This window comes from Rhodanobacter sp. FW106-PBR-R2A-2-24 (genome assembly GCF_058789615.1).
In genome coordinates this window covers 1,914,332-1,936,558 of sequence record NZ_JBYTBV010000002.1, presented here as the reverse complement: position 1 = coordinate 1,936,558, position 22,227 = coordinate 1,914,332, and the positions used below count along the sequence as shown (strand labels likewise).

The following is a 22,227-nucleotide window of genomic DNA, read 5'->3' as shown; positions in this document are numbered from 1 at the left end:
AGCGCCTCGGCGCGAAGGCTTGCGCCTTCGTTCAGGGAATCGGCGCCGGGCGGGGCAGCTTGAGGTGGCATCGGCACGACAGACGTGCGGTGCATCACGGTTCCGGCGTGAAGTGGGGATGCACACCCCCGCCTACCGCCGCGAGCGGGATAGGCCGAAGCCTGGAGCCGGTGAAGTGGGTTGCCGCTGCGGAATACCCCAGCGGCGCGTCCGGCCCTCCGCGGCCGGGCCGAGCGTTTGAAAAATGCACAGACGCTCGGCGAACGCTTCAGAACCGCCCGGCACGGAAGTCGGCGATGGCCTGCTGGATCTCCTCGGGCGTGTTCATCACGAACGGCCCGTAGCGGGCCACCGATTCGCCCAGCGGCTTGCCCGCGACCAGCAGTACGCGCGCCGGCGCTTCGCGGCCGCCGATGCGCACGCGCTCACCGGTCGACAGCACCGCCAGCTCGCTGCGCGCCAGCTTGTCGCCGGCCACCTGCGCATCGTCGCCGTCGAACACGTAGGCGAAGGCGTGGTGGCCTTCTGGCAGTGGAATCTCCACTTGCGCGCCCGGCTCCACCGCGATGTCCAGATACACCGGCGCGGTGGTGATGCCGGCCACCGGCCCGCTGACGCCGCCGAATTCACCCGCGATCACCTTCACCGTCACGCCGTCGGCCGGCTGCACCACCGGGATGCGTTCGGGGGCGATGTCCTGGTAGCGCGGCGCGGTCAGCTTGTCGCTGGCGGGCAGGTTCACCCACAGCTGGAAGCCCCACATCAGGCCGTTCTCCTGCTGCGGCATTTCCGAGTGCAGGATGCCGCGGCCGGCGGTCATCCACTGCACGCTGCCGGGCACGAGGTCGCCGCGGTTGCCGTGGTTGTCGCCGTGCTGCATGTGGCCGGCCAGCATGTAGGTGACCGTCTCGAAACCGCGGTGCGGGTGCTCGGGGAAACCGGCGATGTAGTCGTCGGCGCTGTCCGAGCGGAACTCGTCCAGCAGCAGGAACGGGTCGAGCATGTCCAGCGCGGGCTGGCCGATGACGCGCTTCAGCTTCACGCCCGCGCCATCGGCGGTGTCGATGCCGCGGATGCGGCGGAGGATGCGGCGTTCGCTCATGGCGGTGCTCCGGTGAGGTGATGCCGCCAAGATGCGCGCGCGCGGTGCGTTATCCAAGCGCCACGGCGGGAACGGATCGTTCTGCCGGCGCGACGATCTCAGGCCAGCCAGCGGAACGCGCGGCGCAGCTCCGCCCCGGCACTGTCCAGATAGCAGCGGCCGTGGGCGAGGATGATCCGTCGCGGTTGCCAGTCCGTGATGCGCTGGAGGCAGGCGCGCGCCGTGGCGCGGTCGCGGAAGGTCAGGCGCATGTCCAGCGGCGCCTTGCCGTCGGGATCGAGCACGCCACCCAGCCGCGCGATCCAGCGCATCGCCATGCCGAGCCTGGCGGCTTCGAAGTTCTCGATCAGGTCGGCGAGGATCAGGGTGGCGCTGGCGCGGTGCAGGAACACCACCTCCTCGATCACGCGGCTGCCGCGAAAATGCAGTTGGTCGAGCTCGGTGGCCCAGGCCGGTTCCGGCCGGTCGCCGAGATCGGCATCGAAGACGACCTCGATCTTCTGGCTCGCCGCGCGTTCGCGCACGCCGGGCGAGGCCCAGGCGACGGCGGCGGGATAGCGCCGCTTCCACGCGGCGATGTGCGCGTAGTGCAGCTTGTTGGGCGAGACCAGGTGGCGCACCGGACCCAGCGCATCGATCGCGGCGAACAACGCCGCATCGGGAGCGATCGGCGAGTGGCACCACAGGCCGCCGTCGGCCAGCCGTGCCACGGTCATGCGGGTGGGAAACGGCACACTGCCGCCCAGCGCGGCCATGCGCACGATCGGGCCGTCGACGATCCACAGGCCCGGCGCGACCGGCTTCAAGATATTGATGGGTTCGTAGAGCGGCGCCGCGGTGTCCAAGCGTGGTTCCCCCCGCCGCGCGGCGTCGTCAGTGCACCCAGTGCCCGCTGCGATGGCGCGGCGGCGGCGCGTCGTCGTGGCCGGAGGCCTCGGCGTGGTGTTTGGCCAGTGCTTCCAGTTCATCCTCGGTCGCGGGCTTTTCCCGCCAGTAGCGGCCCACGGCGTGCAGTACGCCGGGCACCTGGGCGAGGCAGTCGTCGTATTCCTCGTCGCTCAGACGCTCGAAGTCGGCGTCGGCGTTCAGCACGCCCTCGTCCACCGCCAGCGCCATCACCGGGCCCAGGACTTCCATGAGGTCGGGGTCGTCGGCCAGGCGGGCTTCCCACAGCGCGGCGCCGATATCGATGCCGCGGCTGAAGCCTTCGCACCAGCCAGCCGCGGAGAGTTGCGGGCCGTGCTCGGTGTCCACCTCGCCCAGGATGGGCTCGTAGGCGTCCACGTCGAGTTCGGCGTGGATCGAGTCGTTGAGCTTGGCCAGCAGCGCCAGCACGCGGTTGCCCTCGGCCTCGTCGGTGAACGGCTCGTGCAGCACCTCGGGCAGCCACTCGTCGGGCAGCACCTGCAGCGGGCCCACCGTCAGCGCACTGAGCAGGCCGTGCACGCCGTCGAGCAGCAGGTAGTCGTTGTCCTCGCGGGCATGCGCGCGCAGGTAGCGGTCCAGTTCGTCCAGCTCACCGTCGGTGAGCGAGCTGGGCCAGTCGGCGGGGGTGTTGGTCATGCCTCAAATATCCAGTTCCAGTGTCACCGGGGTGTGATCGGAGGGGCGCTCCCAGTGGCGCGGCGCGCGGTCGATGGCAGCGGCGGTGGCGGCGGCCTTGAGCGCCTCGGCAATCAGGATCAGGTCGATGCGCAGGCCGAGGTTGCGGCGGAAACCGCCTTGCCGGTAGTCCCACCAGCTGTAGTGGCCGCCGGCGGGTTCGAACAGGCGGAAGCTGTCGTGCAGGCCCAGCGCGGTGATGGCCCTCAGCGCGGCGCGTTCCGGCGGCGAGCAGAGGATCTCCTCGCCCCAGGCGGCCGGGTCGTGGACGTCGCGGTCGTCCGGGCAGATGTTGAAATCGCCCAGCACCACCAGGCGTGGGTGGCGGCGGATTTCCTCGGCGAGGAAATCGCGCACGGCCGCCATCCAGGCCAGCTTGTAGGCGTATTTCTCGTCGCCCACCGCCTTGCCGTTCACCACGTACAGGTCAACCACGCGCAGCGGGCCGATGCTGGCGGCGAGGATGCGCCGCTGCGGATCGTCCAGCCCCGGGATGTCGGTGACCACCTCGCCGAAGTCGCCCAGCCCTTCGCGGGCGAGCAGGGCGACGCCGTTGTAGGTCTTTTGCCCGGAAAAGACCGCCCGGTAGCCGGCGGCGGCCAGTTCGGCGGTGGGAAATTTTGAGTCTTCGAGTTTGGTTTCCTGCAGCGCCACCACGTCGGGAGCGGCGTCGCCCAGCCACTGCACCAGTTGCGGCAGGCGCACGTTCAGCGAGTTGACGTTCCAGCTGGCGATTTTCATGCCGGTATTGTACGGGATGCCCGCGCGTGCCCCGCCGGGCGCCAGCGCGGCGCGTTTCCATGTATGCTGCACCGTGGCAGGAGGCGGAAAGGCTTCGTCTCCTGGCTCACGTTGCAGTCGGGCGGCTCCGTTTCGATCTGCATTCATCCATAGTTTCAAAGGTCAAGTGTCATGTCGGAACGTCAGAGCGGTACGGTCAAGTGGTTCAACGATGCCAAGGGCTTCGGCTTCATCACCCCGGAAAGTGGTGATGACCTGTTCGTGCATTTCCGCGCGATCCAGGGCAACGGCTTCAAGTCGCTGCAGGAAGGCGAGCGCGTCACCTTCGTCGTCACCAAGGGCCCGAAGGGCCTGCAGGCCGAGGAAGTGCAGAAGGCCTAAGCCTTCGGCACTCCACCGCCTGGGAAAGCCCGCCGCAAGGCGGGCTTTTTCTTTGGCGCGTCCGGCAGGGCGCACCTGCTTGGAGATGAAAGTCCTCTACTCGCCCGGCAAGGGGAAGCGTTAGCGAAAGGCAAGGGCGATGCGGGTGACCGGTCGCCTGTGAGAAAGCCGGAAGCAAAGCGCTGGCCTGACGAACAGGAAGCGGATACGAGGCGACACGTTGGGGTGAGGCAGCCACAAAGGCCAGAGCCCGGTACTTGCACGGAATGGCGCGGCATATGTCCGACAGGTATCAACGGGGAGGCAGGTGCGTCATGCCTGGGGAAAGCTCGCCTCATGCCTGAACCCGATTAGCGACAAGGCTCAGCGCGAACGTTTTTCAGCTGAGCTTTGTGGCCAATCGGGTGCCCGCTTAAGCCGCCACATGGGGCTTGGCGGTCAGGTCGATGCCAAGAGCCTTCATGACCGAGAGCGTGGTCTTGAGCGTGGGATTGCCCGCCTCGCTGAACGAGCGGTAGAGCTGTTCGCGCGACAACCCGGTCTGGCTGGCGATCTGCGTCATGCCTTTCGCCCGCGCAACCATGCCGAGCGCCTTCGCGATGTAGCCCGCATCCCCGCTTTCAAAGGCATCAGCCATGAAAGTCGCGATTTCCGCATCATCGACGAGCGCGGCCGCCGGATCGTATGCCGTCAGTTTTTCAGCCATCGGTATCACTCCACTCTTTGGCTAGTCTCTTGGCCATCGCTATGTCGCGAGCCTGTGTTTTCTTGTGGCCGCCACACAGCAGGACAAGCAGGACAACGCCGCGTTGCTGGAAGTAGGCCCGGTAACCGGGGCCATGATGGATGCGCAGCTCGCTGACGCCCTCGCCCACAGGTTCCACATCACCCGGTATCCCATGTGCCAGTCGCGCCAACCGCGCGGCGATCAAGGTTCTGGCCCGCTTATCGCGCAGGCGAGCCTCCCACTTGGCGAAGGTCTCGGTTTGCTTCAACTCGGCCACGGACATGAATGTAGTCTATAAACTACATTTGTGCAAGCTTGCCCCCGTCATCCCGTGGGGCATCGCATATGCTCTTTACCGGCGCACGAACCGCTCAATATCCCGGCGCTGGTGTCTGCTGCTGCCGGAGCATCGACCGCGCAGTCTCGACCATCTGCCCTTCCGCCAGACGGTAGGTAGTGGAATGCGTGCCGCTGAATACCTCGACGACATGCAGTTTCCCGAGCCCGGGAGCCGCCCGCAAGGCGGACAACGGAGTTTCGTCATCTGCCATCCCCTGGTAATCCACGACGGATGCAAGTTGCGTTTGCGCGAGCGCCTCATTGAGCGAATAGTCGCTCGCCAGCAGTGTCGACATTGGCAAAACCGCCCAAGGGGCGAGAAACCAATGCTTCTTCAACCGCATACGGATGACCGAGGCCAGCGAGGGTGCTGTCGCTTCGAGCATCAGCCCGGCCGAGCCCTGGCCGGCCGCGCTGTAGGCCGCCACTCCCGAACCTAGGGAGCGGCCATAGAGGACGACGCGATGCTCGCCGCAAACGGCCTTCGCTGCGGCCAAGGTCTGCATGCCACGTGTCTGCAACCTTTTCAGATCCGGCGCGCCAGGTGCGCCATCCTGACCCGGATAAGCCACCGCCAGAACGGCGATGCCGCGTTCCGTGAAGGCGTGGAATAGCCCGGTTTCGTAAGCCCGCAGCTCGCCATGCTGGCCCGGGAAGAACAGCACGCAGCCTTCGCGCGGCTCGCCATAACGGCGGATGAGGAAGGCATCGGCGCGGCCGTCGAGACTCCGCAGCGCAGGTGCTGCCGTCGGCGTCTCCGTATGCGGCAGGACGAAAGGTGCCAGTCGGTAGCGCAGCAGGTACGCGCCGATGCCGAAGTAGATCGTCACCAGCAGTGCCCCCGCTGCGAAAAGAGTACGAAGCCTCATCGCCAGCCGTTATGCCTCCAGCCCGTAGCTGCGCAGCAGCGCCTCCGGCTCGGGTCTGCGACCACGGAATGCCACGAAACTTTCCAGCGCCGGGCGGCTGGCGCCGACGGCGAGGAACTCGCGGCGGAAACGCGCGCCGGTGGCGGGGTCGATCACGCTGCCGGTGGCTTTCGCCGCATCCTCGAAGGCGCCGAAAGCGTCGGCGCTCAGCAGTTCGGCCCACAGATAGCTGTAGTAACCCGCCGCGTAGCCGCCAGCGAAGATGTGGCTGAAGCCGTGCGGGAAGCGCTGCCAGGCCGGTGGATGAATCACGGCCACTTCGCGGCGTGCCTCTTCCAGTACGGCCAGGGTGCGGGCGCCTTCGGCCGGGTCGTAGTCCAGGTGCAGGCGGAAGTCGAACAGCGCGAATTCCAGCTGGCGCACCAGGAACAGGCCGGCGTGGAAATGCCGCGCGGCGAGCATGCGCTGGAACAGTTCCTCCGGCAGCTTCTCGCCGGTCTGCCAGTGGCGCGCGAACAGGTCGAGCGCCTCGCGGTTCCAGCCGAAGTTCTCCATGAACTGGCTGGGCAGTTCCACCGCGTCCCACTCCACGCCGTCGATGCCACCGATGGACGGCAGCGCGATCTCGGTCAGGAGGTGATGCAGGCCGTGGCCGAATTCGTGGAACAGGGTGAGCACGTCATCGTGGGCGAGCAGCGCGGGCCGCCCTTCCGTCGGAGGCGCGAAGTTGCAGGTAAGGAAAGCCACCGGCAGTTGCTTGCCGATGCCATCCGGCTCGGTGCCGTCGTCGAAGCGGGCGCGGCAGACGTCCATCCACGCGCCGCCGCGCTTGCCGTTGCGCGCGTAGAGGTCGACGTAGGCGCCGGCGAACACGCGGCCGGCGGCGTCCGTCACGTCGTAGTAGCGCACGTCGGGATGCCACGTGTCGACGCCGTCGCGGGCGGTGAGCGTGATGCCGTAGAGCTTGCGCGTGATCGCCCACAGGCCGTCGATGACGGCGGGCAGCGGAAAGTAGGGCTTGAGCTGTTCTTCGTCCAGCGCGTAGTTCTGCTGGCGCAGCTTTTCGGCGGCGTAGCCCACGTCCCACGACTCGAGGTTGTCGAGCTTGAGCGCGTCGTGTGCGAAGGCGCGCAGCGTGGCCAGCTCGCGCTGCGCCACAGGTTTGGCGCGCGCGGCGAGGTCGCGCAGGAAGGCCAGCACCTCGGCGGTCGAGCCGGCCATCTTGGTGGCCAGCGATTCCTCGGCGGCGTTGGCGAAGCCGAGCAGCTGCGCGGCCTCGTGGCGCAGCGCCATGATCTGCTCGATGCGCGCGGAGTTGTCGTACTGGCCGGCGTGCGGGCCTTGATCCGATGCGCGGGTCTGGTAGGCCCAGTACACGCGCTCGCGCAGCGCGCGATTGTCGGCGTAGGTGAGCACGGCCTGCACGCTGGGCTGCTTCAGTGTCACCAGGAAACCGTCCAGTTCCTGTTCCTTGGCGTACTGGCGCAGCACGGCACGGCCGGATTCGGGCACGCCGGCGAGGTCGCGCTCGTCGGTGACGTGCTCGCGCCAGGCGTCGGTGGCATCCAGCACCGCGTTGGAGAATTCGGTGGCGAGTTTCGACAGCTCCACGCCGATGGCGCGGAAGCGCGAACGCGCGGGTTCTTCCAGCGCCACGCCGGAGAGCCTGAAGTCGCGCAGCGCGTGTTCCACCAGGGCGCGTTCGGGGCGCGGCAAGGCGGCGAAACCGGGCGCATCGGCCACCGCCTGCACGGCGGCGTAGAGCGCGCGGTTCTGGCCTTGTTCGAGGCCGTAGTCGGTGAGTGCTTCCTCGGCCGGGCCGTAGGCCTCGCGCAGCGCGGGGCTGTCGGCCACCGCGTGCAGGTGCGACACCGGCGCCCAGGCGTGCGCCAGGCGCTGCGCGAGCCGCTCCTGCGCCAGCATCACATGGGCGAAATCACGCGGCGCGCCGGGCGCGGTGAGCGCCTGGATGGCGGCGCGGTCGTCGGCGAGGATGGCATCGACGGCCGGGGCGATGTGTTCGGGGCGAATCGCGGAGAACGCCGGCAAGGCGGCGTCGGCCAAGAGGGGATTGTCGTGGGTCATGGGGGCTCCTTGTCGCGGCAAGCGTGGCGATGCGGCAGGGCGAAAGCAAGCGAAGACACCACCGTCACGGCACTGTCGTAGCATCGCCGCCATGCAGCCCACCGATCTGGCCGATCTGATCCGCCGTACCGCGATCTTTGCGCACCTCGACGATTTTCAGCTGGAGATGCTGGGCAAGCGCATGCGGTGGCTGTGTCTGCCCGGCGGGCAATACCTGTTCAAGGCCGACGAGCCGTCCGAAGCGCTCTACCTCCTGCGCAGCGGCAGCCTGGGCGTGTTCGACGGCCCCACCACCCTGCTGCACCAGCTGGCCGCGGGCGACTGCGTGGGCGAGATCAGCCTGCTTTCCGGCGGCAACCACCATCTCTCCGTGCGCGCGCTGCGCGATTCCGAACTGCTGCGGCTGGATGTGGCCGACTTCGAGGCGATGGTGGAGCGCCACCCCGCCACCATGCTCGCGGTGGCGCGCACCGCCACGCTGCGCCTGCTGCAAAACCAGCGCCGCGTGCCCTCGCCCAACCGGCCGCGCACCTTCGCCATCCTGCCGGTGCACCACGGCGTGCCGGTGCGCGAGCTGGCGCAACAACTGGCCAAGGCGATGGAGCCCTACGGCCGCTGCATGGTGATCGACAGCGCGCTGGGCCAGGGCCACGGCAGCGACTGGTTCGCCGAACGCGAAGCCTGGGCGCAGTTCGTGCTCTATCTGGACGACAGCGGCGATCCGGCCTGGCGCCAGCGCTGCCTGCGCCAGGCCGACGCGTTGCTGCTGCCGGTGCTGGCGGCGCAGGCCGCGCAGCCGTGGCCGGAGGCCACGCCCGGTCACCCGGCGCGCACCGGCCACCGGCCACGCCACCTGCTGCTGCTGCACGAGGGCGGCCACCCGGCACCCGGCGCGGCACAGCGCTGGCGCGCGCTGTTCAGCGGCGCCCTGATGCATCACCACGTATGCGGCGAAGACGACATCGGGCGCGTGGCGCGGCTCATCACCGGGCATGCGCGCGGCCTGGTGCTGGCCGGCGGCGGCGCGCGCGGGCTGGCCCACCTGGGCGCGATCAAGGCACTGCGCGATGCCGGCCACACCTTCGATGCCGTGGGCGGCACCAGCATCGGCGCCATCATCGGCGCCGGCGTGGCCAACGGCTGGGACACCAGCACCATGCTGCGCCGCTACTTCGAGGCCTTCGTGCGCCGCCGTCCGCTGTCGGACTGGACGCTGCCGCTGGTGGCGCTGACCCGCGGCCGCCGCGCCAGCCACATGCTGCGCGACGCCTTCGGCGACACCGAGATCGAGGATCTGGCCAAGCCCTTCTTCTGCGTTTCCACCAGCCTCTCCGGCGCCGGTCGCGCGGTGCACCGCACCGGGCCACTATGGCTGTGGCTGCGCGCCTCCAGCGCGATACCCGGCGTGCTGCCGCCGGTACTGCATCGCGGCGAGGTCTACGTGGACGGCGCCTTGGTGGACAACCTGCCCACCGATGTGATGGCCACCGATGGCGTCGCCCACCTCACCGCGGTGAGCATCCACGGCGACATGGCGCTGCGCACCGGCATCGAGGACGTGGCCACGCCGCCCTGGTGGCGCCTGCTGCTGCAACAGCATCGTGGCCCGCGCTGGCCGGGGCTGGTGTCCACCCTTGCCCGCGCCGCGATGGTCAACAGCGAGGAAACCAGCGAACGCTGCCGCGCGCTGGCGCAGCGGCTGATCGTGCCACCGCTGGATCGCGTGGGCCTGCTCGACTGGAAGGGCTGGCGCCGCGCCGTGGATGCCGGCTATCGCGAAACCCTGCGCGTGCTGGAAGCCGAGCGCAAGGAATGATGCGGCGCTGCTCCCCTCTCCCGCTTGCGGGAGAGGGGCCGGGGGAGAGGGCCAGGCTTGCCGCGAGAGTGAGAGCACCCTCTCCCCAACCCCTCTCCCGCAAGGCGGGAGAGGGGCTTACGCGGCGCGGCTACAATACCCGCATGAACAACTTGCGCAGCTACCAGGGCATCACGCCCACCCTCGGCGAACGTGTCTACATCGACCCGATGGCCAGCGTAATCGGCGACGTGGTGCTGGGCGACGACGTCTCGGTCTGGCCCGGCGCGGTGCTGCGCGGTGACGTCAACGCGATCCGTGTCGGCGCGCGCAGCAGCATCCAGGATGGCGCCGTGGTGCATGTGGCGCATGCCGGGCATTACGGCCCGGGTGCGCCCTGCCTGATTGGCGCCGACGTCACCATCGGCCACGCCGCCGTGGTGCACGCCTGCACCATCGAGGACGGTTGCCTGATCGGCATTCACGCCAGCGTGCTCGATGGCGCGGTGGTGAAAAAGCACGGCTTCGTCGGCGCCGGCGCGCTGGTGCCGCCGGGCAAGGTGGTAGGCGAGCGCGAGCTGTGGCTGGGCAATCCGGCCAGGCGCGTGCGCGTGCTGGGCGATGACGAGGTGGAGAAACTGCTGTATTCGGCCGCGCATTACGTGCGGCTGAAGGACGCTTACCTCGCCGGTTGAACCGCGCTCACGGTGCCGCGGCGCTCGCGGAAAGCTGTGCGCGCATCGCCATGGCCTGGACGGCGTGCTCCTGGCCCAGCCGGATGCGCTGGGCATCGAGATAGCCGCCGAGCAGGGCCAGCCGGTAGTTGCTGGCGTTGGTCACGAAGTGTGCCGGGTCGTACTGGTAGTTGCCGGCGTCATAGGCGCGCAGCAGCTGCAGCTCGCGTTGGGCCTCGTCGAGGTCGCCATCCACGATGGATCTCTCCACATCGTCGCAGGCCGGCTTGAACGCCTTGCGCAGTTCTTCCAGTGCGGTTGAATCGTGCGGATCGATCTGCAGCACGCTGAAGTAGAACTCGAACGCGTTGCTGCCCACCGGCGCCACGCGGCGACCGTCGCGCAGCGCGGCGCCGGCGAGGTCGAGCAGGATGCGCGTGCCGTCGGCGGCGGGCGGCGCCTGGGTGGCGGCGTTCCAACGCCACCAGCCGCCGCCGAGCAGGATCAGGACCAGTGCGCCGACCAGCCATGCCGGGCGGCGCGCGAGAAACAAAGCGTAATTTTGCATGGCACCTGCGCCTGACCATAACCGAACGCCGCGGCCATCCACGGGAGCGGCTGCGACCCGGGTGGCAAGCTAGCGGCGAAGCGTGTCAGTGCGATGACGGGCGCATGTGCCGGCCGCGATATCGCCGGCCATGCCCGCGCGCGGCGGCAGCGCGGGTCGGTGTGCCCGGCCGCAGGTTCGTACGCGCCGCCGCGGATCGTTCGGCGGCGACCGCGGCAGGCGGGCGGCTTTTCCACGGGCTCTCAGCTGGCAGCGCGCAGCGCCTGGTATGCCGGTTCGGTATCGGGTCGCTGGCCGTGCCAAAGCTGGAAAGCTTCGGCGGCCTGTTCCACCAGCATGCCGAGGCCATCGTAGGCATAGCGCGCGCCGGCCGCCTGCGCCCAGGCGAGGAAGCCGATGGCCGCCTCGCCGTAGGCGAGGTCGTAGCAGGTCGCGCGGGCGCCCACCAGCGACATCGGCAAGCGCAGCCCGTCGCCCAGTACGCCGGCCGAGGTGGCATTGATGATCAGGTCGTAGCTGCCCAGGTTCGCCAGATCGTCCCAGTAGCGGGTGTGTACGCGGGCCGGATCGCCGATGGCGTCGGCCAGTGCGTCGGCGGTTTCCGGCGTGCGGTTGACGATGGTGAGCGTGCCGATGCCGGCGTCCAGCAGCGCCCACGCCACGCCGCGCGCGGCGCCGCCGGCGCCCAGCAGCAAGGTATCGTGGCCGCGCAGGTCGATGCGGTAGCGCTCGCTGAGATCGCGCACCAGGCCGTCGCCGTCGGTGTTGTGCGCGGCGAGCCGGCCGTCGGGCAGCCGGGTGAGCACGTTCGCGCTGCCGGCGCGCGTGGCCGTGGCGCTGCGTTGATCCGCGAGCGCATACGCCGCGCCCTTGTGCGGCAGGGTGACGTTGGCGCCCGCGCCGCCATCGGCGAAGAAGCCGCGCACGGCGTCGGCGAAGCCCTCCGGCGTTGCGTCGATGGCGCGGTACGTCAGCGCGATGCCGAACTGGCGCGCGAAGTCCTGGTGGATGCGCGGCGACAGCGAATGCGCGATGGGGTGGCCGAAGACGGTGTACTGGGCGAGTGGGGTCATGCGCGTGCTCCTGGTATGCGACGGCCATTGTAAGGAGCGCTCGGTGATCGCCAAGCATGCGGCTTGCACGGACGCCGGGCGGTGCGCCGTTTGCGCGCCTCCGGACAAGGCTGGCGGGCGGGAGTGCGCTGGCGTCGCAGCTTATGAGAAAGCGGGCCGGCATGCTGCGCCCATCGCCCCGCGAGGAAGCCGCCATGCGCCCCAGCACCATCGACCGTCATCGCCACGAACGCCTGCTCGCCGTCGCCCTGCTGTGGCTGGCGGGTGGCGCGGCCCTGCTCGCCACCACCCTGGTGCCGGCGCATACCGCGCTGCTGGGCTGGGCGCCGCTGCTGTGGCTGCTGGCGGCGCCGCTGGCGCTGCTGCTGATCCTCGAACCGGGCCTGCCGCGGCAACTGCTGCTGTCGCGTCGCGCGCGGCGCCGGCACTGAATTCCATCTGGCAGTGGAAGCGCCCGCAGGCGGGATGCCGCGGGCCGGAGCGATGCACGCGAGGGAACGCCGTCGCCGGTCGCCGCAAGGACGCGGCGGCGGCGCCATTCAGCGCGCCATGCCCTGCCGCTTGCGCTCCATGCGGCGCAGGAACTCGCGCATGATCGAAAGGTACAGATCCTCGCCGAGGTAGACGTCTTCCACGCCGGCGTCGATGGAGGGGTTGTCGTTCACCTCGATCACCACCGGCTTGCCATCGACCTGCTTGAGATCCACGCCGTACAGGCCATTGCCTACCGCGCTGGTGGCCTTCAGCGCCAGTTTCACTACCTCGGCCGGCGCCTTGCGCACCGGAATGGTTTCGAAGCCGCCGGATTTCGCGGTGCCCTTGGCGCCGTGGTTGTAGATCTGCCAGTGGCCGCGCGACATGTAGTACTTGCAGACGAACAGCGGCTCGCGGTTGAGCACGCCGATGCGCCAGTCGAACTCGGTGTAGACGTATTCCTGCGCGAGCAGCAGCGCGCTGTGCTGGAACAGTTCGCCGGCGGCCTTGTCCAGCGCGGCGGCGTTCTCCACCCGCACCACACCGCGCGAGAAGGAGCCATCGGGAATCTTCAGCACCAGCGGGTAGCCCAGCCGTTCGGCCACCTCCTTCATGCCGCGGCTGTCGTCGCGGTAGAGGATTTCGGTATGCGGCACGGCCAGCTTGCGCGACACCATCAGGTCGTTCAGGAAAATCTTGTTGGTGCAGCGCAGGATCGAAGTGGGGTCGTCGATCACCACCATGCCTTCCTTCTCCGCACGGTGGGCGAAGCGGTAGGTGTGATTGTCGGAGGCGGTGGTCTCGCGGATGAACAGGCCGTCGTATTCGGCCAGTCGCTGGTAGTCGTTCTTGCCGATGGGCTCCACTTCGATGCCCAGTTCCTTGCCGGCCGCGACGAAAGCCTTCAGCGCCTTCTTGTTCGACGGCGGCATCGCCTCGTTCGGATCGACCAGCATGGCGAGGTCGTAGCGGTAGCGCTTGCGCACGCGCGGCTTGCGCCACAACTTGCGCGAGAAGCGATCCAGCGCCTCGGCGAAGCCGTCCTCCTGGCTGTCGTCCAGCGTATGCAGGCCCACCGGCTTGATCGAGGCCACCTGCCACACGCGTTCGCGCTCGAACTCGATGCGCAGCAGCGGACAAGGGAAGGTCTCGAACAGCTGCCGCGCCAGGTCCTGCAGCGCGGGGTAGGCGGTTTCGCCGAAGTACACCAGGATGCCGAAGTCGGTGGTGTCGCGGCCGCCGGCGGGCAGGAAGTGGGTGAGCTTGGCGTTGAGGTCATCGATGTCCACGCCGTACAGCGAGCGTCGGCGCAGGTCGTTGATGGTGCGCACGGAAGGCAGCACCTTGTGCCCGCGCGCCTCGGCCAGCAGCGACACGTAGTAGCCCGCGCCGAGGTACTTGTAGCTGCGGCACAGGTTGATGACATGGGTGCGTTCGTCGTCCGCGCCGACCGGTTCGCGCAGGTAGTCCATCGCGCTCATCACGTCCACGGAGGGGTAGTACGAGCCCCAGTCGGAGGCTTTCTCGACAACGACGACGAGACGGGTCATGTCACTCTCTGGCGGTGGAAGGCCATGTGTGGACACGACCGAAGCGCGCAGTGTGTGACGCGCACGGGCGGCAGACAAGGGCGGCCGCTTAAGCGAGGTTAAACGTCCGCCACCGGCGCATTGCGACCGCGCCGGGCCGCGACTACATTGCGCGCCAATTGCCGTGCCGAGGAAGTCACCATGCCCGATTCGCCCGCCCCCGATGTGCGCGTGCGCCGTGCCGTGGCCGACGATCTCGATGCGTTGGCGGCGCTGGAGGAGGCCAGCTTCGACGGCGACCGCCTGAGCCGCGCGCAATACCGCCGCCACCTGGACAGCGACAGCGCGCTGGTGCTGGCGGCCAGCGCCAAGGCGCATGGCCTGCTCGGCAGCGCCGTGCTGTTCTTCCGCAAGGGCAGCGCGGTGGCACGGCTGTATTCGCTGGCCACCCGGCGCGCGGCGCGCGGCCAGGGCGTGGGCGGCGCCCTGCTTGATGCGGTGGCCAGCCAGGCGCGGCGCCGCGGCTGCCGCGCGCTGCGGCTGGAGGTGCGCGCCGACAACGACGCCGCGATCCACCTCTACGAAAAGCACGGCTACCGGTGCACCGGCCGGCTCGCGGCCTATTACGAGGACGGCGCCGACGGCTGGCGCTACGAGCGGCCGCTGGCCGGCTGATCCGCGGTTGCCGTCACCGCGCCCACGCTCCTAGCGCCCCAGCGGCGCGGCGATGCGCCGCGCGGTGGCGTCGTCGGGACGCGCCAGCAGCGTCCCGCTGCGTGCCAGGCTCACGCTGTAGTGGCCACCGTCGACCAGCGGCAGGAAAGCACCGCTGCCATAGACCGCATCCACCATCGGCAGCGCGGCGGGGTACTGACGGTGCAGGTCGAGCAGGTCGAAGCCGGCGTTCCCGCGCAGGTCGATCACGGTGCGTTGCGCGCTGCGCTCCTGTGCCACGTCGTCGTAGCGGCCATCCAGGCGATCCAGCCGGTACAGCGGCGGCAGCCCGGCCAGGCGCGCCGGTAGCTTCCACCTCAGCACCACCGCTTCCAGGCGCCAGTCGTCGCCGGCCAGGTCGACCCGGCGCGTGCTGCCGTCGGGCCAGGCCAGGGTGAGCGCCCAGCGCTGCGGCGAGAGGATGTGCGCGTCGAGTTCCACCACCGGCGTTTCCTCCGCCAGCAGGCGGTAGCCGCGCAGCGCCAGGCCGCCGCTGGCCAGGAGCACCGCCAGCAGGAACAGCAGCAGGCTCATGGAACCCTGCCAGGCCGCCGCCAGCCGCGCGCCCTCGTGCAGGCATCGGCGCAGCGCGAGCAGGCGCAGCAGGCTCAGCAGCAGGAGTGCTCCGGCCAGCACCAGCGCAAGGGTGGCAGGCAGGCGCAACAGCTCGATGGCATTCATCAAGGCATCCACGGGAAAGGCGCGCGCATGATAAGCCGCCGATGGCGCGCATGGGCTCGCTTATACTGCCGGCGCATCCGCCCAAGGGTATCCATCCATGCGCCGTTTCCTGCTGCTGACGCTCTGCCTTGCCGCCGCCCTGCTCGCCGGTTGCGGCAACAAGGGGCCGCTGGTGTTGCCGCCCGCTCGCCCGCAGCCGGCCGCCCAGCCCACGCCACCGCCCGCGCCGGCCAGCACGGCGCCCACGCCCGCCGTGGCCGCTTCGCGCTGAGCGCCGCGCCCATGCTGCGTTTTTCCAAGATGCACGGGCTGGGCAACGATTTCGTGCTGCTGGACTGCCGCGCCACGCCGTTCGCGCTGGATGGGGCGCAGATCCGCGCGCTGGCCCACCGCCGCACCGGCGTGGGCTTCGACCAGCTGCTCAGCGTGGAGCCGGCGCGCGACCCGACGTGCGCGTACTACTACGGCATCTGGAACCCGGATGGCTCGCCGGCCGGCCAGTGCGGCAACGGCGTGCGCTGCGTGGCCGCCTGGCTGCATCGCGCCGGCCAGCTTCCGCTGGGTGAGGAAGTGCGGCTGGAAAGCCCGTCCGGCCCGGTCACCGTGCGCCTGCGCGCGCCGCGCGAGGTCACCGTCGACATGGGCGAGCCGGTGTTCGCGCCGGCCGGCATCCCCTTCGCGGCCAGTGCCGAAGCCTGGCACTACCGCATCGATGTGGCCGGCACCGCGCTGGAGATCGGCGCGGTATCGATGGGCAACCCGCACGCCGTGGTGCTGGCCGACACCTTGCCCGAGGGCGCGGCCGAACGGCTGGGCCCGCTGCTCAGCACGCACGCACGCTTCCCCGCCGGCGCCAACGTCGGTTTCGTGCAGCGGCTGGATCGCGACCATCTCCGCCTGCGCGTGCACGAACGCGGCGCCGGCTGGACGCTGGCCTGCGGCACCGGCGCCTGCGCCGCGATGGCCGTGCTGCGCCAGCGCGGCGAGCTGGACGAGCGCGTGCGAGTGGACTTGCCCGGCGGCAGCCTGCGCATCGCCTGGCGCGGCCCCGGCCATGCCTTGTGGATGACCGGCCCGGCCGCGTTCGCCTTCGAAGGCGAGTGGCTGGATTGATCCGGCCGCGCGTCCATCGCACACTCGGGCGCATCACCCACGCTTTCGGCCCGAGGTTTCACGCATGAACGTTCCCCAGCCCGACGCCGTTGTCGACTTTGAAGCCGATGACGTCGCGGCCTACCTGCGGCGTCACCCGGGGTTTCTCGGCGCTTATCCGGAGCTGGCGGCCCAGCTCGTCCTGCCGCGCGAGCAGGGTGCGGTGGCCTCGCTGGCTGGCTTTCAGGCGCAGCAATTGCGCGAAAAGGTTGTCGAGCTGGAGCGTCGCCTCGCCGAGCTCACCGGCATCGCCGCCGACAACCAGCGCCTGATGGAGCGGGTGCACGCGCTCACCGTGGCACTCCTGCGCGCCAACACGCTGGAAGTGGCCACGCGCACCGTGATGGCCCGGCTCAGCGAGGATTTCCATACCGAGGAAGTGCGCCTCCTGCTGTTCGGCCGGCAGCCCGACCTGCCGCGCTCGCCGTGGTTGCGCCAGGTGGGTGGCGGGGTGGCGGAGCTGCCCGCCTTCGCCGATTTCATGCAGCAGCAGGAGCCGTTCTCCGGACGCCTGGCCAGCGACAAGCTGGCGCAGCTGTTCGGCGACGAGGCGTCGGCGATCCACTCGGTGGCGCTGCTGCCGTTGGGCGAAGCCGGCCTGCTGGCCATCGGCAGCCTCGATGCCGACCGCTTCCAGCCGGGCATGGGCACGCTGTTCCTGAAGATGATCGCGGCCACCATCACCGCCGCGCTGGCGCGCGCGCGCGACCTTGCCTGAAGCCCCGGCCCCGGCGGCGCGGGTCGAAGCCTGGCTGACGCGGCTGGGCGTTGAGCGGCGCGCGTCGCCGCATACCGTGGACGGCTACCGGCGCGACCTCGCCAAGCTCCTGGCCTGGATGGGCGCGCAGGGCATCGCCGACTTCGCCCAGCTCGAACCCAACCGGCTGCGCCAGTTCGTCGCCGCGCAGCACCGCGGCGGGCTGGCACCGAAGAGCCTGCAGCGTCTGCTTTCGGCCTGCCGCAGCCTGTTCCGTGAATTGCGCCGCGAAGGCGTGCTGGCGCACGACCCGCTGGCCGGTGTACGCGGCCCCAAGGTGCATCGCAAGCTGCCGGTGGTGCTGGACGTGGACGAGGCCGTCACCCTGGTGACGGCCGGCGGCGAAGGGCCGTTGGGGCTGCGCGACCGCGCCATGCTGGAGCTGTTCTATTCCAGCGGCCTGCGCCTGTCCGAACTATGCGGCCTGCACTGGGGGGATTTGAGCCTCGACGAAGGCGAGGTGCGCGTGCTCGGCAAGGGCCGCAAGACGCGCCTCGTGCCGGTGGGCCGGCATGCCGTGGCCGCGCTGCGCGCACTGGGCGCGCTGGAGGGCAACGACCCGGCCAGCGCGGTGTTCCGTGGCCGTGGCGGCGCCACCATCCACCCGCGCACCGTGCAGCTGCGGTTGCGCAAGCTCGCGTTGGAGCACGGCTTCGCCAAGCACGTGCACCCACACCTGCTGCGGCATACCTTCGCCAGCCACCTGCTGGAATCCTCCGGCGACCTGCGCGCGGTGCAGGAGTTGCTCGGTCATGCCGACATCGCCACCACCCAGATCTATACCCACCTGGATTTCCAGCACCTGGCCAAGGTGTACGACGCCGCGCATCCGCGCGCGCGGCGCAAGTAGGTGGCCTGGTTGCTACCGCCCAAACTCCTAGGAGGCGCGCGGCAGCACCGGTCGCGGCGCGCTGGTGCCCAGCGTCTCGCGACTCAATGGGGCGCCGGCGGCGAGCAGGACGGCGCGATGTTCGGCCAGCGGCAGGCGCAGCGTGGCGTCCTCGTAGCGGGCCAGCTTCTGCAGGGCCGGCAGCGCCAGTACCTTCGCCACCAGGGCGGCGCAGCGCGGCCAGCGCGCGGCGTCGATCTCGTAGCGCACGAAGGCGGCGGTGCGGACATAGCAGGCGAGGCTGAGGTCGGCGATGGAGAGCTCACCGAACACGAAGCCCTGCGCCGGCAGCTGGGCTTCCAGATAATCCAGCGCGGCGGGTATCGTCACCGTCAGCGCCTCCTGCACCACCGCTTCGTCGGGCGCCTCGCCGAACACACGGCGGCGGATCGAGCGCTGGTAGAACAGCTTCCAGATCAGGCCATCGGCCAGCCGGGTGTCGGCGTACTCCTCCAGCCAGCGCGCACGGGCACGGTCGGCGATGTCCCGCGGATAGAGCGCGGGCGCGGGGTGCTTGTCCTCCAGGTACTGGCAGATCACCGAGGAATCGTTCACCACCAGGCCGTCGTCGAGCAGCACCGGGATGCGCCGCAGCGGGCTCAGCCGGGTGAACTCGTCGTTGCCGGCGAAGGGCGGCATCGGGTCGATCTCGTAATCCAGCCCCTTCAGCTCAAGGCAGGCGAGGACCTTGCGGACATAGGGCGAGATGTAGCTGCCGATCACGTGCATGCGGGCCATGTTGTCGTTCCGGGTGAGTAGGGGGATGTCGCCAGGCGGCGTGGTCATGCTGCACCGCAGGATGACAGATTGTCGCAGGCATGGGCTTACTGGCATCAAGCGATGCCGTCGGGGGACGGCTGCGCAGTTCGGACGCCACGCATGGCCCGTCGCTTCGCCGACAACATCGTCTACCTGCTGCCTACCGTGGCGCCGCCGCGCCGGCGCCCGCGTGCGGCCGTGGCTAGCGGCACCAGCGTGCTGGCCTTCCGGCCGTCCGCCCGCCCGGCTGTTGCGCCCACTGCCGCTCCCGCCACACGCGCGCCGCGTTGCGCGCTGCTGCTGGCGCTGGCCTGCGTGCTGCCGGCGGCGTTTGGCCTTGGCCATGCCATGGCACATCAGCACGCCATGCGTCACCTCACCGCCACCACGGCGCGTACGCTGGCCTTGCCGGGTGGCGGCACGGCGCGGCTGGATGCCGCCACCACCTTGAGCTATGCCGCCACCGACCCTTGGGCGGCGACGCTGGAGCGTGGCCATGCGTGGTTCGCCGCATCGGCGGACGCGGCCCGACCGCTGCGCGTGCGTGCCGGCGATGGCGTGATCGACACGGCGGGCGGCCGTTTCGCGTTGACCCGGCGGGGCCATGCGGTGCGGGTCGAAGTGCTGGCCGGCACGCTCACGGTACGCCTGCCGGCCAGCGGCCAGCAGGTGACGTTGCGGGCCGGGCAAGGGTTGGGTTACGGCTACGGCCGGATGGGCCCGGTGCGGCCAGCTTCTTGAAGCGCCCGGCACAACCTTTGGCAGGGGTGGCGGCCGGCACTGGCCGCTACCATCGAATCCTGGTGCCGCCCGCCAGGTTGTCGCGCGTGATGGGTGCGCGATCCGTCCGTGGATCGCATCCGCGGCGCGGTTTTCCGGCGGCACCGATGGCGCGCCCGCGACACGGGCGGCGGCATTCCGTTTCCATGAGGACAGCAGGATGATTTCGACGATGGCGAAGGCGTGCCTTTCCGGCGCGCTGGCGGCGGGCATGCTGGCGTGGACGGCCGGCGCGACAGCGCAGGGGCGCACGCTCACCGCGCAGGATTACGCCCATGCCGAGCGCTTCATGGCCTACGATACCGCGCCGCTGGTCGAGCACGACGTGCAGCGCGTGAAATGGCTGGACGCCACGCACTTCTGGTACGTCGACCACGATGCCGGCGGCGATCACGCCATGGAAATGGACACCGCCACCGGCAAGGCCGCGCCCGCCTTCGACCAGGCCAAGCTCGCCGCCGCGCTGGGCAAGGCCAGCGGCAAGCCCTTCGCCGCCGACAAACTGCCGCCGTCCGGCTTCGACTTCCGCGTGCAAAAGGATGGCCGCTACGACATCGACCTGATGGGCACGCACTATCTGTGTGACCTCAAGGGCATCGGCGAATGCACGGCCAAGGCCACGGCGACGAGCGGCGACGAGCCCGGCATCCTCTCGCCCGACAAGACCAGGGAAGCCTTCGTCCGCGACTGGAACCTGTGGGTGCGCGACCTCGCCACCGGCAAGGAAACCCGGCTCACCACCGATGGTGTGCAGGATTTCGGCTACGCCACCGACAACGCCGGCTGGATTCACACCAACCGTGCGGTGCTGAACTGGTCGCCGGACTCCCGGCGCATCGCCACCTACCAGCAGGATCAGCGCGGCGTGGGCGAGATGTACACGGTGAAGACCGGAGTCGGCCACCCCGTGCTCGACGCGTGGAAATACCCGCTACCCGGCGACAAGAAGATCTTCATGATCGAGCCGGTGGCGATCGACGTGGCCACGCGCAAGCTGGTGCGCCTGCAGTTGCCGCCGCAGCAGCGCCTGTCCAGCCTGTGCGACGACATCAGCTGCAACAGCGACGGCCAGTGGAGCGACCTCAAGTGGGCGCCCGACAGCAAGACCTTCGCCATGGTCAACAGCGCGCGCGACCGCCAGACCGTGTGGTACCGGGTGGCCGACGCCACCACCGGCGCCGTGCGCACCGCCTTCGACGAGACGGTGAAGACCTATTACGAAAGCGGCCACGGCGAGGTGAACTGGCAGTACCTGCCCAAGGCGCATGAAGCCGTCTGGCCGTCCGAACGCAACGACTGGAACAACCTCTACCTGGTCGACCTCAAAACCGGCAAGACCCTGCACCCGATCACCACCGGCGAGGGCAACGTCACCGAAGTGCTGCGCCTGGATCGCCAGACGCGCGAGCTGTGGTTCGTCGGCGTGGGCAAGGTGCCGGCCGTCAACCCGTACTACCGGCAGTTCTGGAAGGTGAGCCTGGATGGCGGCCAGCCGCAGCTGCTCACGCCCGAAGACGCCGACCACACCATCAGCCTGTCGCCCGACGGCAAGACCTTCGTCGACAGCTGGTCCACGCCCACCGCGCCGCCGGTCACCGTGCTGCGCTCGGCCGCTGACGGCCACGTCATCGCCACCGTCGCCAAGACCAACATCACCCGCCTCAAGGCCGCCGGCTGGGTGCCGCCGGTACCGTTCACGGTGAAAGCGCGCGACGGCAAGACCACGCTGTACGGCCTGATGTTCAAGCCGAGCCATTTCGACCCGGCCAAGCAATACCCGATCATCGACTACGTCTACCCCGGCCCGCAGACCGGCTCGGTGCGCGGCCGCAGCTTCATGAGCGCGCGCGGCGACAACCAAGCGCTGGCCGAGCTCGGCTTCATCGTCATCGCGCTCGACGGCATGGGCACGCCGTGGCGCAGCGCCAGCTTCCACCACACCTGGTACGGTGACATGGGCGACAACACCCTGCCCGACCAGGTCGCCGGTATCAAGGAACTCGCCGCGCGCCACCCGTGGATCGATGCCAGCCGCGTCGGCATCTGGGGCCACTCCGGCGGCGGCAACACCACCGCCGACGCGATGTTCCGCTATCCCGACTTCTTCAAGGTGGGCTGGGCCGAAAGCGGCAACCACGACAACCGCAACTACGAGAACGACTGGGGCGAGAAGTACCAGGGCCTGCTGGTGACCAACAAGGATGGCGGCACCAACTACGACAACCAGGCCAACCAGGACATGGCGAAGCACCTCAAGGGCCACCTGATGCTGGTGCACGGCACCATCGACGACAACGTGCCCATCGGAGAGACCTACCTCGTCGCCGACGCGCTCATCAAGGCCAACCGCGACTTCGACCTGCTCATCATCCCCAACGTCCACCACGGCTACGCCGCCGCCACGCCCTACGCCACCCGCCGCCGCTGGGACTACTTCGTGCGCTACCTCGCCGGCGACACCCCGCCGAAGGAGTACGCGCTGAAGCAGTGGCCGTGGTTCTGAGCGCGGTTGGTTGATGCAAACAGGAAGGCCGGG

At 69.5% G+C, this 22,227-nt stretch carries 24 protein-coding genes; 11 read left to right on the top strand and 13 right to left on the bottom strand.

Annotated features, from left to right (window positions below):
- Positions 1-268: 268 nt before the first annotated feature.
- From AC3WQA_RS10030 to xth, 4 genes are all read right to left on the bottom strand, one after another.
- Positions 269-1,102 (bottom strand): pirin family protein, encoded by an 834-nt coding sequence (locus AC3WQA_RS10030; RefSeq protein ID WP_492674910.1) that lies wholly within the window; start codon positions 1,100-1,102, stop codon positions 269-271.
- A gap of 98 nt (positions 1,103-1,200) precedes the next feature.
- Positions 1,201-1,947 (bottom strand): DUF4336 domain-containing protein, encoded by a 747-nt coding sequence (locus AC3WQA_RS10025; RefSeq protein WP_492674909.1) that lies wholly within the window; start codon positions 1,945-1,947, stop codon positions 1,201-1,203.
- Positions 1,948-1,975: 28 nt separating this feature from the next.
- A complete protein-coding gene (locus tag AC3WQA_RS10020; protein ID WP_492674908.1) occupies positions 1,976-2,665 on the bottom strand; it encodes a YecA/YgfB family protein in 690 nt (229 codons plus the stop codon).
- A gap of 3 nt (positions 2,666-2,668) precedes the next feature.
- Positions 2,669-3,445 carry an exodeoxyribonuclease III gene (xth, locus tag AC3WQA_RS10015; RefSeq protein ID WP_492674907.1) on the bottom strand — a complete coding sequence of 259 codons (777 nt, stop codon included), beginning with the start codon at positions 3,443-3,445 and terminating at the stop codon, positions 2,669-2,671.
- Positions 3,446-3,616: 171 nt separating this feature from the next.
- Here xth and AC3WQA_RS10010 point away from each other — a divergent pair, with 171 nt between their 5' ends.
- Complete coding sequence (locus tag AC3WQA_RS10010) at positions 3,617-3,826, top strand: cold-shock protein (protein ID WP_492674906.1); 210 nt, start codon at positions 3,617-3,619, stop codon at positions 3,824-3,826.
- Positions 3,827-4,238: 412 nt separating this feature from the next.
- On the opposite strand, the gene AC3WQA_RS10005 is transcribed toward AC3WQA_RS10010, so the two are convergent.
- From AC3WQA_RS10005 to AC3WQA_RS09990, 4 genes are all read right to left on the bottom strand, one after another.
- The gene (locus AC3WQA_RS10005; protein WP_492674905.1) at positions 4,239-4,532 is read right to left on the bottom strand and encodes an addiction module antidote protein; all 294 of its coding nucleotides are present in this window, start codon (positions 4,530-4,532) and stop codon (positions 4,239-4,241) included.
- Complete coding sequence (locus tag AC3WQA_RS10000; protein WP_492674904.1) at positions 4,525-4,836, bottom strand: type II toxin-antitoxin system RelE/ParE family toxin; 312 nt, start codon at positions 4,834-4,836, stop codon at positions 4,525-4,527. The genes AC3WQA_RS10005 and AC3WQA_RS10000 overlap by 8 nt, the downstream gene beginning before the upstream one ends.
- Before the next feature lie 88 nt (positions 4,837-4,924).
- Complete coding sequence (locus tag AC3WQA_RS09995) at positions 4,925-5,722, bottom strand: alpha/beta fold hydrolase (protein WP_492674903.1); 798 nt, start codon at positions 5,720-5,722, stop codon at positions 4,925-4,927.
- A gap of 48 nt (positions 5,723-5,770) precedes the next feature.
- Positions 5,771-7,846, bottom strand: coding sequence for a M3 family metallopeptidase (locus AC3WQA_RS09990; protein WP_492674902.1), 2,076 nt, complete (start codon positions 7,844-7,846; stop codon positions 5,771-5,773).
- Positions 7,847-7,937: 91 nt separating this feature from the next.
- On the opposite strand from AC3WQA_RS09990, the gene AC3WQA_RS09985 reads away from it, so the two are divergent.
- Together AC3WQA_RS09985 and AC3WQA_RS09980 are read left to right on the top strand one after the other, a co-directional pair.
- On the top strand, positions 7,938-9,662 hold the full coding sequence (locus AC3WQA_RS09985; RefSeq protein ID WP_492674901.1) for a patatin-like phospholipase family protein: 1,725 nt from the start codon (positions 7,938-7,940) through the stop codon (positions 9,660-9,662).
- Positions 9,663-9,805: 143 nt separating this feature from the next.
- Entirely contained in the window at positions 9,806-10,336 is a 531-nt protein-coding gene (locus tag AC3WQA_RS09980; protein WP_492674900.1) for a gamma carbonic anhydrase family protein, read from the top strand.
- A gap of 7 nt (positions 10,337-10,343) precedes the next feature.
- Here the strand turns inward: AC3WQA_RS09980 and AC3WQA_RS09975 are convergent, their stop codons facing one another.
- Together AC3WQA_RS09975 and aroE are read right to left on the bottom strand one after the other, a co-directional pair.
- A complete protein-coding gene (locus tag AC3WQA_RS09975) occupies positions 10,344-10,883 on the bottom strand; it encodes a hypothetical protein (RefSeq protein ID WP_492674899.1) in 540 nt (179 codons plus the stop codon).
- A 242-nt stretch (positions 10,884-11,125) separates the two neighbouring features.
- Positions 11,126-11,956 (bottom strand): shikimate dehydrogenase, encoded by an 831-nt coding sequence (gene aroE, locus AC3WQA_RS09970; protein WP_492674898.1) that lies wholly within the window; start codon positions 11,954-11,956, stop codon positions 11,126-11,128.
- Between the two features lie 194 nt (positions 11,957-12,150).
- On the opposite strand from aroE, the gene AC3WQA_RS09965 reads away from it, so the two are divergent.
- Entirely contained in the window at positions 12,151-12,387 is a 237-nt protein-coding gene (locus AC3WQA_RS09965) for a hypothetical protein (protein ID WP_492674897.1), read from the top strand.
- Positions 12,388-12,495: 108 nt separating this feature from the next.
- Here AC3WQA_RS09965 and AC3WQA_RS09960 read toward each other — a convergent pair whose 3' ends face one another.
- On the bottom strand, positions 12,496-13,980 hold the full coding sequence (locus tag AC3WQA_RS09960) for a RimK family ATP-grasp domain-containing protein (protein ID WP_492674896.1): 1,485 nt from the start codon (positions 13,978-13,980) through the stop codon (positions 12,496-12,498).
- Between the two features lie 180 nt (positions 13,981-14,160).
- Here AC3WQA_RS09960 and AC3WQA_RS09955 point away from each other — a divergent pair, with 180 nt between their 5' ends.
- On the top strand, positions 14,161-14,634 hold the full coding sequence (locus tag AC3WQA_RS09955; protein WP_492674895.1) for a GNAT family N-acetyltransferase: 474 nt from the start codon (positions 14,161-14,163) through the stop codon (positions 14,632-14,634).
- Between the two features lie 30 nt (positions 14,635-14,664).
- On the opposite strand, the gene AC3WQA_RS09950 is transcribed toward AC3WQA_RS09955, so the two are convergent.
- Positions 14,665-15,354 (bottom strand): hypothetical protein, encoded by a 690-nt coding sequence (locus AC3WQA_RS09950; protein ID WP_492674894.1) that lies wholly within the window; start codon positions 15,352-15,354, stop codon positions 14,665-14,667.
- A gap of 97 nt (positions 15,355-15,451) precedes the next feature.
- Between AC3WQA_RS09950 and lptM the strand changes: the two genes are divergently transcribed.
- The 4 genes from lptM (at position 15,452) to AC3WQA_RS09930 (ending at position 18,113) form a co-directional block, all read left to right on the top strand.
- On the top strand, positions 15,452-15,625 hold the full coding sequence (lptM, locus tag AC3WQA_RS09945; protein ID WP_492674893.1) for an LPS translocon maturation chaperone LptM: 174 nt from the start codon (positions 15,452-15,454) through the stop codon (positions 15,623-15,625).
- 11 nt (positions 15,626-15,636) lie between these two features.
- Positions 15,637-16,467: a diaminopimelate epimerase gene (gene dapF / locus AC3WQA_RS09940; protein WP_492674892.1), complete on the top strand. Its 831-nt coding sequence runs from the start codon at positions 15,637-15,639 to the stop codon at positions 16,465-16,467.
- A 64-nt stretch (positions 16,468-16,531) separates the two neighbouring features.
- Entirely contained in the window at positions 16,532-17,224 is a 693-nt protein-coding gene (locus AC3WQA_RS09935; protein WP_492674891.1) for a DUF484 family protein, read from the top strand.
- Complete coding sequence (locus tag AC3WQA_RS09930) at positions 17,217-18,113, top strand: tyrosine recombinase XerC (protein ID WP_492674890.1); 897 nt, start codon at positions 17,217-17,219, stop codon at positions 18,111-18,113. The genes AC3WQA_RS09935 and AC3WQA_RS09930 overlap by 8 nt, the downstream gene beginning before the upstream one ends.
- 27 nt (positions 18,114-18,140) lie before the next feature.
- On the opposite strand, the gene AC3WQA_RS09925 is transcribed toward AC3WQA_RS09930, so the two are convergent.
- Entirely contained in the window at positions 18,141-18,938 is a 798-nt protein-coding gene (locus AC3WQA_RS09925) for a glutathione S-transferase family protein (RefSeq protein ID WP_492674889.1), read from the bottom strand.
- Between the two features lie 93 nt (positions 18,939-19,031).
- On the opposite strand from AC3WQA_RS09925, the gene AC3WQA_RS09920 reads away from it, so the two are divergent.
- Together AC3WQA_RS09920 and AC3WQA_RS09915 are read left to right on the top strand one after the other, a co-directional pair.
- Complete coding sequence (locus AC3WQA_RS09920; RefSeq protein ID WP_492674888.1) at positions 19,032-19,652, top strand: FecR domain-containing protein; 621 nt, start codon at positions 19,032-19,034, stop codon at positions 19,650-19,652.
- Between the two features lie 199 nt (positions 19,653-19,851).
- A complete protein-coding gene (locus AC3WQA_RS09915) occupies positions 19,852-22,194 on the top strand; it encodes a S9 family peptidase (protein ID WP_492674887.1) in 2,343 nt (780 codons plus the stop codon).
- Positions 22,195-22,227 lie beyond the last annotated feature (33 nt).

Coding starts and splice junctions, on each gene's coding strand:
- AC3WQA_RS10030 (WP_492674910.1), bottom strand. CDS start 1,102: ATGAGCGAACGCCGCATCCTCCGCCGCATCCGCGGCATCGACACCGCC.
- AC3WQA_RS10020 (WP_492674908.1), bottom strand. CDS start 2,665: ATGACCAACACCCCCGCCGACTGGCCCAGCTCGCTCACCGACGGTGAG.
- xth (WP_492674907.1), bottom strand. CDS start 3,445: ATGAAAATCGCCAGCTGGAACGTCAACTCGCTGAACGTGCGCCTGCCG.
- AC3WQA_RS10010 (WP_492674906.1), top strand. CDS start 3,617: ATGTCGGAACGTCAGAGCGGTACGGTCAAGTGGTTCAACGATGCCAAG.
- AC3WQA_RS10005 (WP_492674905.1), bottom strand. CDS start 4,532: ATGGCTGAAAAACTGACGGCATACGATCCGGCGGCCGCGCTCGTCGAT.
- AC3WQA_RS10000 (WP_492674904.1), bottom strand. CDS start 4,836: ATGTCCGTGGCCGAGTTGAAGCAAACCGAGACCTTCGCCAAGTGGGAG.
- AC3WQA_RS09990 (WP_492674902.1), bottom strand. CDS start 7,846: ATGACCCACGACAATCCCCTCTTGGCCGACGCCGCCTTGCCGGCGTTC.
- AC3WQA_RS09985 (WP_492674901.1), top strand. CDS start 7,938: ATGCAGCCCACCGATCTGGCCGATCTGATCCGCCGTACCGCGATCTTT.
- AC3WQA_RS09980 (WP_492674900.1), top strand. CDS start 9,806: ATGAACAACTTGCGCAGCTACCAGGGCATCACGCCCACCCTCGGCGAA.
- AC3WQA_RS09975 (WP_492674899.1), bottom strand. CDS start 10,883: ATGCAAAATTACGCTTTGTTTCTCGCGCGCCGCCCGGCATGGCTGGTC.
- aroE (WP_492674898.1), bottom strand. CDS start 11,956: ATGACCCCACTCGCCCAGTACACCGTCTTCGGCCACCCCATCGCGCAT.
- AC3WQA_RS09965 (WP_492674897.1), top strand. CDS start 12,151: ATGCGCCCCAGCACCATCGACCGTCATCGCCACGAACGCCTGCTCGCC.
- AC3WQA_RS09960 (WP_492674896.1), bottom strand. CDS start 13,980: ATGACCCGTCTCGTCGTCGTTGTCGAGAAAGCCTCCGACTGGGGCTCG.
- AC3WQA_RS09955 (WP_492674895.1), top strand. CDS start 14,161: ATGCCCGATTCGCCCGCCCCCGATGTGCGCGTGCGCCGTGCCGTGGCC.
- AC3WQA_RS09950 (WP_492674894.1), bottom strand. CDS start 15,354: ATGAATGCCATCGAGCTGTTGCGCCTGCCTGCCACCCTTGCGCTGGTG.
- lptM (WP_492674893.1), top strand. CDS start 15,452: ATGCGCCGTTTCCTGCTGCTGACGCTCTGCCTTGCCGCCGCCCTGCTC.
- dapF (WP_492674892.1), top strand. CDS start 15,637: ATGCTGCGTTTTTCCAAGATGCACGGGCTGGGCAACGATTTCGTGCTG.
- AC3WQA_RS09935 (WP_492674891.1), top strand. CDS start 16,532: ATGAACGTTCCCCAGCCCGACGCCGTTGTCGACTTTGAAGCCGATGAC.
- AC3WQA_RS09925 (WP_492674889.1), bottom strand. CDS start 18,938: ATGACCACGCCGCCTGGCGACATCCCCCTACTCACCCGGAACGACAAC.
- AC3WQA_RS09920 (WP_492674888.1), top strand. CDS start 19,032: ATGGCCCGTCGCTTCGCCGACAACATCGTCTACCTGCTGCCTACCGTG.
- AC3WQA_RS09915 (WP_492674887.1), top strand. CDS start 19,852: ATGATTTCGACGATGGCGAAGGCGTGCCTTTCCGGCGCGCTGGCGGCG.